The organism is Vibrio sp. 2-2(8), assembly GCF_963888495.1.
Classification (GTDB): domain Bacteria; phylum Pseudomonadota; class Gammaproteobacteria; order Enterobacterales; family Vibrionaceae; genus Vibrio; species Vibrio anguillarum.
Window position 1 is genome coordinate 341510 of record NZ_CAWPJM010000033.1, and the last position, 15134, is coordinate 356643.

The window sequence follows — 15134 nt, forward strand, 5'->3', positions numbered from 1 at the left end:
TCCTCTTTGATAGCAACACATTTCTCGTGGCACGAGCGGCATGTCCCCCGGCAGTGGCATGCCCTTTTATTTTATTGGATTCTTAGGCTTAAATATTCCGTGCCGCAGCTAACTGTTCATCACGCATTATCGATAACCAATATTTCAAGGTTTCTTGCAGCATTTGGATCTGATCGCCAATGCGATTCACTTCCTTTAATTCTTCTTTTGTTAGCTCACGAGCGGGGAAAGTGGCGTATAAATTTTCAAAATACGGCAAGGACAGGCCGTTACCATTCCAGTCAATAACTGCATGATTATTTTGAGGACCAGCAGGGCGCCAACCCAATGGAGTACCAGAACCATCGTTACCAGGATAACCATCATTATCAAAAAGAAACTCTATTGCAGAAGAGTATGTCGTCGTATCACTAATGAAAGTATTCAAATCCACAATCGGCATCGTTAAAAACATTTCAATCGTAGCTTGGTCAATATCAGGGTTAGCAGCAAGATAACCTGACATTATCGCAAACCGTAACATTGGGGAGAGCCCCATACCTGACGGGTAGGTAGTACTGTCACAAACAAAGCCCCCCGCATTATCAAAATTATTTCGAAACTGATTGGCTAAAGCGCTTTTCCCACCACACGTACCATTCATGTAGGTCAGAATGTCATGACACAAGCTACCCGCTGGCGCATTATTTAATAAATGATCAAACAACGCATCGGACTCCCTGGCGAAACCATCCCCATCCCAGCCTTCGTGGTAACCATGAGATCCGGATCCAGTACTCTCAAGGAAATGCCCCATAATCGAATCCAGTACCGATGTAGATGGGTACTCATGAGACATAAAATCCATAATTGCAAGTTGGAATAAATCTTCCAGTGTATAGCCGTCGGTTGATCCACTTGCGACTAAGCTATCAAACATCTCCGACATAGCCGCATCAAACATCGCAGCGCCACCGTTCGTCCATGCTTGAATGTCCGCTAATTGATCTCCATATTTTTCAATGCCTTGAGCCAATAGTGCCGCGATGGCCATTTCTGGGTTTCCACGTAACATCGCCAACACGACTTGCTTTTGTTGTGCTGCGAGCATCGCTAACGTTTCAACGCTGGCCGATTGCTTATTTAATGACGCAATTTTTTTGTCAATTTTAGATAATTCAGCCTGTGCTTTATCAAGAGTCTTAAGGTTTTTCTCTAATGAGATGTTGTGCGCTTCATCATGTTGGTCTTGAACATTAAACGACTGAAGTGGTCTATTAAATAAATTAACTTGCATGACTGCTCCTATTTTTCCATTTCATTTTTCTTATTTGATATTAAAAATGTTCACATAAAGCAAACACATCAAACATGAGCTATAATTTAATTCAACCATCAGCCTATTAAATATAGGGTTGCAACTGTTGATGCAAGTAGGCATAACGTTTTTCGTAAAATTCATTTAAATTTTGAACTTGTACAATTAATAACATTGCCGCTGCTTGCAGATGTTCATTTAACTTATAATGACATAACGCAATATTTAACACCGTTTCATCCAAATCATTGGTGGGGTATGTTTTTAATACATTGAGTATATCCAATGCTTTTTTAAATTGTCCCTTTTCTAAATAGATCGCCGCTAAACAACCGGGACCACGGTGATCATAAGGATTAAGAGAGGTATAAGCAGAAAAAACAATTTCGGCTTCTTTAAACTGTAATTGGTTGTAAAAGTTAACACCCAAATCATAAATTTCTTTAAGTTGCGTCACTGTTACCTTTTTAGACTGACGTAATTGGGCGAGTTTCTGCTCGATTCCTTTACTATCCAATAAAGATAAGTTTTCTTCTTCATTATTTACAAAATCAAAGGTTGTTTCTTTCATATTCTTTGTCCTGAACTGTGATTATCTAGCCATCTGCTCGGCTTAATGAAGAGCCAATCGCTCTATGCATCACACCCGTTAAGCGATAAGGATATTTAATGTCAATCGATGTTTCTGGAATGTCTAGCCCCAATCGAATCGACCATACGATCGCCTGCCTGTTGTTGTATTCAGTCAACAACACCAATCCAGACAACAAAGTTGATGACATGCTGGGAATCTGGTTAAAGCCAACAGTGTCTGACCAAAGATATAATTCTTGTCCTAATTTTTTCCGCAGTGATGCGAAGTTTTGACTTTCATTACTTAGCCGACATTTTTGATACTCCAGCACTAACCCCAAACGTAAGACGTGTTCTCTCACTTTGAATTTAGAGATAGAAAGCCAAGATTCAATTTCTTCTTCCGTTAAAGACGTTAAGACGGAGAACACCTCTTGAGACAAGATCCTTTTACTCAGATAATAATGAAGTAGTTTTTGATGACGTTTTTTAGATATTTTCATTTATAACGTTCTGAACAAAATAGCTAATGGTCAACGTGTCTTTTTCGGAAACCAGTCCTTTTAAAAAACGTTCGATATTATTTTTGTTTTCTTGTTCAATATCTTGAAAACTCATGATGAGTACTGAAACGCGTTTATTTACATCACCAGTAACCACTACACTTGCACGCAATACGTTTGGAATTACGCTCAACTTGTTAAATATCTCTCGGCTTTGTAATAAGTTTCCTTTTACCATTTCTAATTTGCTTAAGCTGGCAAATTTAGATTCAAGAAGGTCATTGAGATCTTCACGCTGGAAATAGAAATTAAATTTTGTTAGTAAAGTACGAGCTTTCTCTTCGGCTGATTCATCAACAAACACCAAAAAGCTCTCTTTTTGCCTCGATAGCGTTGCTGGTACTTGGTATTGAGACAGCATCACAATAACTTTATTGGCAATATCGGCAGACTCAAAGCTAGCAATTTGTGTAGAACCTTGCTCGCCACAGCCAAATAAAAAAAGCAACAACAAGACATACAGCTTATTCATTACTGAGCCTTCGTCACTTCGTTGATCGCGTTCGCTGATTTTGAAGCGATTTTAGTCACCGTTTCTTGGAACATTGTATAGTGGAAAACCGACTGCTGTAGTGATAGCGTATCTTGAACGGTTAGCGCCTTGCCATTAGCATTCGCTTTATCAAGAGAATCTAAGATTTCTTGAAACCCTTTTCCTATATTATTGAACGTATCTTCCAAAACAGAAGGTTGTATCTGCTCTATATTTAAACCTGTCATAAACGACTCCCACAAAATAATACAATAATTTGAACTTGAAACTTGCTCTGCACACTGTGTTGTAGTGCTGTAATACTGAGTATCGTAACGAGGAACAACGTAGACATGCCAATGGATAAAACGGAATCATTCTGAAAAAAAGAGAATAAATATAATTATCCAGCCCATCCGCACGTTTTTTTCAAAAATGGCACTCTTTGCTCGGTGCAGCTTGCGTATTGATTTGTGATAACCCAAAGGTAAAAACGAGATGCCATGCTTTCAATAAAAAGCTCCCACCAAACAGGGAGCTTTTGGTTGTTTTATCTATTTAATTAACTATTACAACTACCGATAAGTACCCAACCGGCATAAGGAGTAGTTGGCGTTTTATCACCATCAGTCCAACGTTCCGCTTCATACAAACTTCCTTCGTATGTAACTTGTTCGCCGGGTTGATACTGGCCTTGTACAAACGGCGCAATATCCGCACAGAGGCCATCATCACCGCCACCGCTACCATCACCCGTTACAATCAGTTGTGTCGCTTTGGTTGTAGAGATCTCACCGTCAGAAACGTCTAAACCAATGGTATACGTGATGTCGGATGCAGTGACTGGTGCTGTTACTTGAAGCGTATTACTGCTCATATCACCAATGACGACGACATCAGCTGGCACTGTCCATTGGTAGCTTACCGTATCACCATCAGGGTCACTTGCGGTTGCAGTGATCGTAACGGACTCACCACTTTTCACTTCAAAAGAAGGAGCAAGTTGAATGACTGGCGGCTTATTGCCCGGAGGTGGTGTCACACCACCACTCCCCCCCGTAATGGAGCCGTCACACTCATGGCCAGATAAACAAACTGGGTTTTGTGCATAAGCATCCACCTTGCTTTGTAACCAACCGTTATCCGAACCATTGGAGCCGATAGAAACGACGGCCGTTGTCGAACCACCGCCCCAAAAAACCGCGAATACGTTATTCTTAGGTAAATCTTGTATCCCAGCGTTCGACCAATCATAGCCAGCATCTTTCTCCAGCAATTCGCCCACATTACTTGCGCCGTTATAGATGTTCGCACTCAGTGGCTTATCAAGTAAACCAGCACGGATCTTACTAATGTCAGAGCCAATTCGTGCGTCTCCCATAAAGTAAGAACCACCGGACGCTTCATGCTCTTCCATGATCATGCTGTTACTTTCATCAACGGTTGGCATGTGTCCACCGGGGATCTGCCAAATCATCGCTGGGGCATCAACGCCGCCACTGATGGTTTTCACATAAGAGAGATAACGAGTCCAACTGGTGGCGTTATAAGCGTAGTTTGCAATCGCTTCTGACCCGAAACCATCACGCTCGTATTTATCAAACACAATATAATCTGGAACATAATTGCCCGAATACACTTGAAGAGAATTGACAAAATCAGCGACATCTTTACCCGTATTCTGAGAATTATCTTCAGTGCTGTGGATCCAGTTAGCACTGCCGACAGCCCATAAGTTAATCTGCCAACCAAAGCTTACATCCGGTGCCATCCCTTTCATGATGAAGTTCAAAGATGCAATGTACCCCGTCAATGTATTGTCAAAAGTCGGTAACTCGGTGGGTAGCGTATAACCGTAAGTGTCTTTCATGTATTGAAGTGCATGCGCAAGCTGTTCATTAACTTTCACTGCACCCTGCTCATTCAACCGCTCAACGTGATCCGGGTTTTTCTGTAGCTCACCTAAGAAATCGGGGTTCAGCACGAAAGACATAGGCGAAGATCCGTCACCAGCAGCATATTCCTGAGCGGCGGTGGCTTGAGTCATAAATGTCGCATAGTGCTTATAAAGCGTATCGTTATCTTCCAAATCTCCAAACGATGCACCACCACTCGCATTGGCGGTGTATACCACCATGACAGGTAATACGTGTTTACCGGAAATTTGAGACGCCGTCTGCGCATTTTGATAGGTCCGGTGCAAAGGTAGCTCCGCTTTTTGCAAAATAACACCCGGATCACCTGAACCACTGAAGCCTGCATATTTGAAAATGGCATCAACACTGGTTGCGCCAATTGCGCTGGTTGCCTGTTCTCCGTCATTGGTAACCGTACCGTTAGCAACAAAATCCGGGAAACCTTTGACCGCTAAACTCATGCTTTCGCGAAATGGCAGAACCAGCGCAAACGGTGAAATACTTTCATCAATAGTCACCACACTATCCCCTTCATACGCATAACGGGTTTCATCGGTGGAAACAGGTTCGATTTGAATTAAGTAATCACCAGGCTTGATGCTCTCTGGCAAGATTTCATTATGGCTAGAAATTTCGTAACGGTAGCTTACAGAACCATCACGCGCCATCAAGCTGACCATTACGGGTAGCGCTTCACTAGGGAGACCAGTGATTTGCGCTTCAACTTGGCGAAAACCGTCGGTCGCAACTTGCGATACATCAACGTCAGGCGAAACGGGCATTAGGCTGTCTTTATTGACTGTCACACCCAAACTTGGCTGCAATTGATACACCGAATTATTCACAGTGACAGGAGCATAAGAGAGATCGTAGCTATCGCCATCCAACAACTTAGTGATATCAAATTGGCTACCAAAAGGTACAGTAACGCTACGCAAAACCTCTTCACTTCCCGCTTGGTGTATTGCAACATCTGTGGTTGGGTTTCCTGCGATACTGTCTAATGCAGGCAAGGTCAAATTTATACCCGCATAGTAAATGAATGCATTATATTGAAGTTGAGAACTTGCCGGGCTCTGTTCACTGTTTACTGTCACACTCATCACTGGTGACACTGCGTTAGCAAGCCCAAACTCACTGCTAACATCCAATGTTGTCAACTGATATTCACCATCACTAAGATGATCTAAGGTAAACGTACTCCCCCATGGTACTGAAACCGTCTCGCTATAGCTTTGCCCTTCGACTTGAACAGAAGCACTGCTAAGGCTAGAGTGAGGCGACGTGGGAGCGACGATCTCTATTTTACCCTGCATCGCTGGGTCATTTTTCACAATCACTTTTTCTACATGGAGATCATTGGCATCAACCGAGTTGCCATCCGCAGCATCCACACCAAAAATAAGCTTAATGGAATTTCCAGATAAAACAGGTAACGACGTGCTGTCATGTTTAAAGATGAACGTGTTACCTTGCTGGCGACGAACTGAGAACCCAGTACTGCCCCAAACATTCTCAATGCTGATATTTTTATCCGCAACGAGCCAAATCTCAGCCCCATTGAAATCCAGAGACTGGCCAGAAGTGTTCGTTAATAAAATTTCGCCTTGGGAATACCAAGTATCAACCGACCCCATCGAGACAGAGCTGCTTACTGATTCGCTTTTGACACTTGTCGAACGTTGCACTTCTGCGCTGACGGTGGGTACCGAAAGTAACGGTGGCGAAAGCAGTATTGCTGATATGAGCAAACTAATCGTTTTTTGTTTCATATGAATACTTAAAACTCCTTTAATAGTGTGTGTATTCCGCTTAAAAAATCACTGAGTGACAATTAAGTAACTTAGCGAACTCATCTTCACATCACTATTGAACAAAGTTGAATAATCATGAAACAAATACAAATCAGATAGTTAAACCCAAAAAATGACTTGTAATACACCCATCGAACATAAGGTTACTCATCGCGTTGGTAAACTCGTTGGTGGCTAAAAAACCCTCTAAACGAACCTAAAATAATGTTAGGCAAAAAACCACCGTTTTTAACGGTGGCTAAACGAGGTAAGTGTCATAGTTTCTTATGAACACAAGTTTTGAGATCCAGTGATTAACTAAGTCCAATCATCGCGGCGTGGTTGATTGTTTTGTCTTTTGTTTTGTGCTGATTGTGCATCTTCGAGGTTTTTTGCCTTTTGAATATCTCGGTTTACTTCTCCTTTTCTGGAATATTCTAATGTAGTGAGTGCATATGCAGCTCCGTGACGATTTATCATGGGCTGCATAGGCTCCCGTAAACTTGGTTCCTTCGCGAATATCTTCTCTAGTTCCAATCCAGCCTCAGCATTTTTACTCGCTGCCTGAGCAGCCTGAGCTGCCTGAGCTGCTTTAGCCTCCTCTTTTTTATCATTAAGTCCACTAAGTGCCTTCTGGATGGAGACCGAATCTCGTGTCATAGATGCATATCCTGATGACTTTGTAACCTTAACTTGATGCTTAGCATCTAATTCACTTACTCTTGACTTGATTGCATCTATTTGTTTCGCTAGATTTTCTAATTTAGTTTCATTTGTTTGCGGTCTGACCGATTTAATCTGCTCGTTAATACTCTTTATGTCTTTTTTAAGTTTTTTGGTTTCCGACGAAGTGCATGCACCAAAATTAAAAATTTTCATTACTTTATTCCTCGATACAAATAGGGTTTGTTGTGTTTCGGTTACATCATCCCTACCGCTGTCTATTTTTGAAAATGTTAATATGCGAAAAAATATGAAAATCTCGTCATGGCTGATAAACATGGCGTGAGGAACCAAAAGCCAAATGGTTTAATCATCTGAATCAATATCGCTAACGCCTTCTACGCTTGTTCTAAATTTAGTTTGGGTTCGAAAACGACTGCTTTTTTCAATGTTAGCAACAACATTAATTTGACCACGAAGTTTTCCGCGCCAAACATTAGGAGCCACATCATCCTCTACATAAAAGTGGTGAATATGATAAAAAGCCTTTTTCTTACTCTTATTGTCTAAATCTTGTGTCGATTTGATATAAGTATGTACGGCCAAACAAAAGGAGCGATAAGGTACAAGCAGCAGATGATCTGTCAAAATAGACTTAGTCAAAGGCTGGATGATCTTGCTATCTTTCAAAGGTTTTAATTTCGGTGAAGAATGATTACGGCATTGTTGACGCTGCACGATATTTTTCTCTGTATATTCTCTTATTGTAACGATCTCCTTCTTTAGCGTTGCATCATTATCACAAATCGTGTGGGAGAGTATTTCAAGATTAACTATATTCAATGATGGTTTCATAAATATCCCTTAAATTATGCGCCTAGTGTCATACCTGAAAAATATCGTATCACACCCATCAATAATTCAAAGTTAATTATTTAAATATTTTGTCGTATCGCTTAAATCAACAACACGACAATTTTGGCATGTTTTATATTTATGATATGGAATTTATGCTATCTCACGTTGTTCAAGCAGCTTTTCAAAAAATTTCTGATAAACCTCATAATACGTAAAACTTTCATTATCTTTAGGCATATTAGGGGCAATATTTGGCCCTAAAACAATTCCCAAACTTTCCGCATTCATTTTAATATCTGGTTTATTAGCTTGCTCATCGATTATTTTTTTACATAATTTTACGACATCTACAATGCTAGTGGGTAAATCCTGTAGTTGAAAAACAATATTATTGTCCGCATTCAATCTTTTAATACAACTTGCGATTATTTGGTGGTCGGAAGTTGTCAAGGAATCTTTTAGTTGAGCCTTAATTGCAAGAGCCACCACATTCATATCAGAGACGTTATTTTCTCCAATGTCTGATAACAAATTAGCAATATTATTTTTGTACTTATTTCCATAAGCTTGGATAGGCGATATTCTAAAAATACCTTCAGATTTTATAAATACTCTATTATTCACCATAATATCACATAACTGCTTCACGGCATTTTTTGCTTTTTCTTCTTTTGTTTTTCCTATTTTTATATTCAATTTCGCTTGTTTATCTAACAACTTGTTGAGTTCTTTTTCTTTCCTAACCACACATTTCATTTCTTCAGCTAATTTTTTATTTACTTTTCTTTTTTCTAATTTAATTTCTTTTTTGCTATCTTTAGCATAACAGACTAGTATACTAAGTTTATTAGTCTGTTTATTATAATTTTCTTTATCTCTTTCATAACAAGCACTCGCATCTGCGATGGACAACATTTCTTTAATACGATTTTCAATTTTCATTTGTTTAACAGACAGTACATCAAATGAATTTTTATGATTCGACCCTCTCGATTTTACCCAAGACTGTAAATGACTAATAACTTTGATATGCATAACTTTGTCTCCAACATTCATTAATACACGGTTAATTACATTGTTAAAATCTCACACATCATCACATTGAACACGTGAATCATTCAGAGTGATTGTGAATAAAAATAAACCCAATAAAAACAATTAGTTGAGATTAATGCAACGTGAGGTGCATTTTTAACCCATGAAAATGAATACCGGAAGTTCCATTAGGATGATGACACTGTCATTAGCCGAGCAAGGCTAAGGCGGATCAAGAATTCAATGCAAGCATGCTTTACGTGTATCATGTTATGATTAAAAAATCATTATTGTTCGCGCAATGAAGGTGTTAGTTTTTCGATTTAAAATAGTCATCGAAAGTCGCACATGATGATAGCAAGCAGCCAATTTATTATTAGCTGCTTGCTATTTAAATGGGGATTTAAGTTTAGATTACTACTGTTAATACTCACTTATTTTTCATGAAAAACCATTAAACATATGCCTCTATAAGTCACATTAATATTTTATTAATAAAAAGAGTCATTGACGAAGAGAAAATTGAAGATAATAATACAAAATACATTAACCTAAGTTCTTGCGGTGTTCTAAAGTAACTAATGTTTGAATCCGATTTTTGCCCGAAAACTTTTAAATCACTCAAGTAACTAGAACTGTTTTTCTCTATTTCATCTGACATTTCTGGTAACTCTTCTGGCACTACGGTGCTCATTGAATCAGAGATAAAAATGTATCCTTCTTTAGGGATGGTTTTTATCTCAAAACATAAATTATCCATTATGCTAAGAGATTTTCTTAAATTAGAAATTGCTTTCGTTAATGATGTTTCACTAACGTAAATACTACCCCAAACTTTTATATGGATATCTTCCTTAGTTAATACCATATTAGGATTTTCACACAATAGCTTTAAGATTTCTGACTCTCTACCACCTAAGCGTAAAATTTGTTGATTAGCTATAATTTCTCTTTTTAATGAGTCGAAAATTATTTCACTACCCAAAAAATAACGTCTATCATTCATATCTTTGTTCTCTGCACCTTAGTTACACAACAACATCCTTGTCCATGTGATGTAATTGGCTATAAATCACACACAAGTTATTTTCAAATAACCTGTGTGTGATTCATTTTATATTTCTAGTTCATGAACACTCATGAACTTATCATCGATTTTATTTAAATAACCCTGGGATGGGGCTATTCGTATACGGGGCATTTAATCCATAAGCATCCGAGAATGAACGTAAAACCCCCCCCATATTCCCTGTGGTATTTTGAACCAGACGTCCGCCGTTGGCCGTATTCAATTGAGTATTCTGGCCACCGAGTAATACAGCAGGTAAATCATTAGAGCTATGTGCGTTACCATCATCCATTTCTGACGAGATCATGATAATGGTATTGTCAAACAGCGAGCTGCCACCCACCTCTGGATCAGGGATTTTTTTCAACTGATCAATGAGTTTTGTTACGCTGCTCAAATACCATTGGCGGTGCCTAATGTACGTCTCCCTAATCGTGCTACTCCCGTAATGTGAAGCATCATGCGGAACCATAGCACTGACGCTTGCCACTTGCGCTGAATCGTTAGACGTACCCAGCGACAACGTGACTACGCGAGTCTTACCACAAGCCAAAGCCAAAATGGTATTCGCCACTTGCAAGTTCAACGTAAGGTCACGGCCATTACCCTGATTTAACTGATCATAAATGTAAGTCGGGCATTCACCCGTTACAATACCTGAACTTTGTAACTCTTCCTGAAGTGAAGCCCCTACACTGTCCATCGTTTGTAACTTGCTTGCCGCCACTTGTTCCAATTGAGTTTGTAGAATCTGTACGTCTTCTAAGCTGCTTGCCAGTAACCTCAACTTTTTTACGTCCTGCGGAGATTCACCACTACCACTTTCTCCAGCGAACAGATCATTGTAAACCTGATGTGGCGAATCCGTAGCGCGTAAAGCACCATTGGGTGATCGGGTGGCAACAAAACCGCCATGCCCCCAATAATTGGTGTCTACTCCTAAACGCAAAGCTTTTTTGGCCATTCCAGAACCGTATTGCTGTTCACAGTGGTAATCGAGCGATCCTTGGCCTTCTCGTTCCTGCATTTGGCCCTTATAACCATCATGCCCGCTGCCTCCTTGAGATTTATTGCCTTCAATGAAAACAGCATAATCTTTATAGTTTTCAAGTGGTGAGGTACAAGCATTCATGGCAAGTTGACCACCACTAATAGTTGGGTGCCAAGTTCCTCGTGGGTAACCGTCAGAAAAACTGATAAAGATGAACTTTGGGCTTGTTGAAGAACGGCCAGCATGCACATTGAAACTAGGGAGACCCAAACCAGCCATTACACCTAGTGCTACCGAACCTTTAATCAGCTGGCGGCGAGTTAATTGTATATTCTCTTTCATGCGACTTACTCTCTTACCAATACAGTTTCAGACATCAAGACATCACGTATTAAGTCTTTGATTTTTTCAATTTTTGAATAGTCAGCTGATAGGTCAGTCAACATTTCTGTTTTTTCACCAATTAAGTAGGCGAAATAGTTTTTGATAAACGCATTCTTCGCTAACTCATCATCAGACATTAAGTTCGCTAAACCATGTAAGTTTGAAAATTGACCAACAGTGGTACCAAATTTATTCACTAAGGTGCCGTCAGTAGATAAAGCAACATTCGGGTATTCTGTGCCTTCAATAGAAATATAATTCTCTGTTGAACGGTATTTACCTGTTTTATCGATAACATCCATCGCAAAACCCACATGGTTCATTTTTTCATGACAAGCCCAACACTGAGGATTCGCAGGCCCAGTGCCTTGAGTCCAATAATCACGTGTCGAGTGATCACCTTCAATACTTGAGGGAGTGGCTCCTGTCGGTGGTGCATCATTCCAGTCAAGTAATGAACGCTGTACCATTCGGCCACGTGGAATTGGACGGGTTTTATTGTCATCGGCGTAAGCAACGGCAACCGCACCTAAACTGAGCAAACCTAGACCACGACTTTCTGGTACTTTCACAGGGTTAAAGGTGTTTCCTGTAACAGTGCCAAAACCGTAGTACTGCGCGAGGTCTTTGTTAATGAAAGTGGTATCGGAAGACATTAAATCGCTGTAGGTACCTTTCTTGTCATTAAATACAGTATCAGCCACATACAGTTTCAATTCTTCCAGCATATCTCGGCCAAGCTTTTCTGTTAGATCTCCTCGATTAACTACAACTCGACTTTCATCAAAATCTAACGTTTGCATAACGAAGCGGGTAAAATTATCAATCGCTTTGGGGTCATCTAGCATACGGTCAATTTCCGCACTCAATACCGATGGCGTTAACAAGGTTCCATTTTTTGCTTTATCCCACAATGGTTGGTCTGGCGCCGAACCCCATAAGCGGTAAGCCACCATCGAAGCAACTTCGTAAGCGTTTAGGTTATATTTACCTTGATCATTTGGCGTACCAAACTCAGTTCTGTATAAAAATGCCGGTGAAACTAACATGTTTAATATTGAACCTTTGGCATCTGAAATAAGGTATTTATCTCGCTCTTGTTCAGTGAGTGGGCGATGGAATAAACGTTCGCCAATACTGGTCAGCCAAGAATCAAGGCAGTTTTCATCGCTACCTTCATAATCACCGATCAGAAGCCACGGCTTCGCTGACCCAGAAGTTACGTAGTTTTGATCTGGTTCAGATCCACGACTCCAAGTTACCGCTAAGTATTCCTTCGCCTTGTAGTGGACCTGTGTTTTGGTATGCCCTTCATAAATAGTGCTGGCATTCCAGGCCTCGACACTATTTCCACCCACAGCGCAACCACTCGCGCTGGCAATATCCAACTGCTCGCCTACGGCTAAAGCCGCATTAAGGTAACTATCAAACTTATCATTGGTCATATAACCCATATTGGCAGGGTTAGAATAAAAATACTCCACCATGGTACTGCGGTCATCAAGGGGTAAGAGATCACTATCAATCGAAACATTCAGTAAATCTTTGACCGTATTGATATATTCTTGACGTGAAAGCAGCAGCATGTTTCTCTGGCCATACCCCGATGCAACTTCCGGTTCTAACCAATAATCAGCCCATAGTTCTTCAAGGTAGTCAGACATAGTGATTTGGCAATTTTCATCACAAAAAACACCTGATTTTGTCGCCATGCTGGCGATTTTTTTCTCAATGGCTTTATCGTCAAACTGGAACGCTTCAATCAATTGGGTTGATGGTGATCTATCCGCACTGATTTCTAAATTTTTCCCCGGACCGTGACATTTAGCGCAAGTCGTCGCGAGCAAATGCTCACCATAACCCTGTATGCTAGAAAACGTTTTATACGTCCATGCAACTTTTGGGGCATTTTGCGCTGAATCAACCACAATTTCTGTTTGATTATATGGCTCTGGAATGCTGCGTAGTGTAAATGGAAATTTAACCGAATAGGTTCCTTGCGGAATATTTAACCCCGTTTCAATACCCCAAATAAAATCTGCGGGTACTGTCTCGCTTCCTGATACTAAATTAAGTGCGCGCAAATGTTCACTCGCATCCACAGGTTTTTGAGGTGCACGAACAATAAGATTTGAGTCATCAACTTCTTCGGGGCGAACGACCGTATGTACTACCGTATCTTTATCGATACCACCACGGCCATCGTCAACAGTCAGTTCAAATTCATATTGCGTTGTACCGGGCGTTCTTGGGCGAATTTTTGCTACATCGCTCGTTGCATCCTCGATATTTATCGACGGCCCACCAATTTGACGCCAGCTAAAACTCAATTCATCGCCATCTGGATCACTCGAATTTTGTCCCCATAACCAGACTTCACTTGAGCCTTCATGCGTATGATCCAACCCCGCATTCGCTTTAGGTGGTTTATTTTGATCAATGATGGGCTTGGGATTAACGATATGAGTCACCGTATCACTACTTGCGGCTTTGCCGTCATTCACGGTTAGCTTAAAGACATAGCTTGTCGATGAAGTAACATCACCAGGGCGGAAAATAGCCACATCGTTAGCTGCATTCTCAATCGTTACTGTCGGGCCGCTGACCTGCTCCCAGAGAAACGTCAAGGCGTCACCATCAGGATCACTGGACTGATTACCTTGTAATAATACTTGTGTAGGTGCTTCATGAGAGCCATCTTGACCAGCATTAGCTAATGGGGGTTGGTTCTGCGGTTCACCACCTAAACATTGCCCTGATTCTCGTTCAAGTAACAACCAAGGCTGTATACCCCATCCTAGTTCTGAAGAGGACGTAGGGCCATCAAGGTCAGGTACATTATGTGGGCTTGCTGACCATTTGGCTTTAAATAACCCATTTTGATAACAAACTTGGGAATGAGTTACATAGGATTTTGCCTGCCATTCATCGGCAGCAAACGCATATTGCGCATATTGACTTGCTATTACAGCTAATATAGCGACCGTATATATGCTTACTCTTTTATCTTTTTTCACAAATAATACTCTCCCGTATTTATGCACATCAATAATCATGCATCGAAACCAACATATGGATAATTATATTTAAAAATATCATTAACACTTTAGTTACAATAAAAAAGTGATTCCATCAATTACAAAGAAGAAATCACTTACTAGCATCAATTAAGGAAATAAACAGCAGAGATATTCATTCGTACATACAGCATGACCGTGTTCAGTCTTAGCTTTTAATACAGACAGAGCCATACTATTCTAGTGCTTTAAAACACTTCAGTTTCAGTCAATTGAGCTATAACCAAACTGCTTATGCACCCATGCACCCACATCAATAATCTCAAGGTTGAGAATTTCACATAATTTCACATGCATTCACACATATCCTTCGGTGACATCATAATATGAGCATCAGTCAAAGCAGACCATAGCCAGCTCATGACTTAAGAAAATTCCCACACCATAAAAAAACTTCCACACCATAAAAATATGAGACTTTCTTCACGAGCTTTACACGAACT

12 protein-coding genes are annotated in these 15134 nt (G+C 40.3%); all 12 read right to left on the reverse strand.

Features of this window, described 5'->3' with window-relative positions; genetic code table 11:
• Window positions 1–88 precede the first annotated feature (88 nt).
• The 12 genes from AACV12_RS10775 to AACV12_RS10830 all read right to left on the reverse strand — a co-directional run bounded on the left by AACV12_RS10775 (window position 89) and on the right by AACV12_RS10830 (window position 14631).
• A complete protein-coding gene (locus AACV12_RS10775; protein WP_170900322.1) occupies window positions 89–1276 on the reverse strand; it encodes a hypothetical protein in 1188 nt (395 codons plus the stop codon).
• A gap of 106 nt (window positions 1277–1382) precedes the next feature.
• Window positions 1383–1868: a tetratricopeptide repeat protein gene (locus AACV12_RS10780; protein WP_094164096.1), complete on the reverse strand. Its 486-nt coding sequence runs from the start codon at window positions 1866–1868 to the stop codon at window positions 1383–1385.
• Between the two features lie 25 nt (window positions 1869–1893).
• A complete protein-coding gene (locus tag AACV12_RS10785; RefSeq protein ID WP_019281255.1) occupies window positions 1894–2373 on the reverse strand; it encodes a hypothetical protein in 480 nt (159 codons plus the stop codon).
• Complete coding sequence (locus AACV12_RS10790) at window positions 2360–2905, reverse strand: hypothetical protein (RefSeq protein ID WP_019281254.1); 546 nt, start codon at window positions 2903–2905, stop codon at window positions 2360–2362. Before AACV12_RS10790 ends, AACV12_RS10785 begins: the two co-directional genes overlap by 14 nt.
• The gene (locus AACV12_RS10795; RefSeq protein ID WP_017044439.1) at window positions 2905–3153 is read right to left on the reverse strand and encodes a hypothetical protein; all 249 of its coding nucleotides are present in this window, start codon (window positions 3151–3153) and stop codon (window positions 2905–2907) included. Before AACV12_RS10795 ends, AACV12_RS10790 begins: the two co-directional genes overlap by 1 nt.
• Window positions 3154–3467: 314 nt before the next feature.
• A complete protein-coding gene (locus AACV12_RS10800) occupies window positions 3468–6593 on the reverse strand; it encodes a PKD domain-containing protein (protein WP_170900323.1) in 3126 nt (1041 codons plus the stop codon).
• A gap of 339 nt (window positions 6594–6932) precedes the next feature.
• On the reverse strand, window positions 6933–7493 hold the full coding sequence (locus AACV12_RS10805; RefSeq protein ID WP_170900324.1) for a hypothetical protein: 561 nt from the start codon (window positions 7491–7493) through the stop codon (window positions 6933–6935).
• A gap of 150 nt (window positions 7494–7643) precedes the next feature.
• On the reverse strand, window positions 7644–8132 hold the full coding sequence (locus AACV12_RS10810) for a hypothetical protein (RefSeq protein WP_019281251.1): 489 nt from the start codon (window positions 8130–8132) through the stop codon (window positions 7644–7646).
• Window positions 8133–8285: 153 nt separating this feature from the next.
• The gene (locus tag AACV12_RS10815) at window positions 8286–9170 is read right to left on the reverse strand and encodes a RhoGAP domain-containing protein (protein WP_170900325.1); all 885 of its coding nucleotides are present in this window, start codon (window positions 9168–9170) and stop codon (window positions 8286–8288) included.
• A 475-nt stretch (window positions 9171–9645) separates the two neighbouring features.
• Window positions 9646–10176 carry a winged helix-turn-helix domain-containing protein gene (locus AACV12_RS10820; protein WP_170900326.1) on the reverse strand — a complete coding sequence of 177 codons (531 nt, stop codon included), beginning with the start codon at window positions 10174–10176 and terminating at the stop codon, window positions 9646–9648.
• Between the two features lie 151 nt (window positions 10177–10327).
• Window positions 10328–11572, reverse strand: coding sequence for a DUF1552 domain-containing protein (locus AACV12_RS10825; protein ID WP_170900327.1), 1245 nt, complete (start codon window positions 11570–11572; stop codon window positions 10328–10330).
• 5 nt (window positions 11573–11577) lie between these two features.
• On the reverse strand, window positions 11578–14631 hold the full coding sequence (locus AACV12_RS10830; protein WP_339377066.1) for a DUF1592 domain-containing protein: 3054 nt from the start codon (window positions 14629–14631) through the stop codon (window positions 11578–11580).
• Between the last annotated feature and the right edge of the window lie 503 nt (window positions 14632–15134).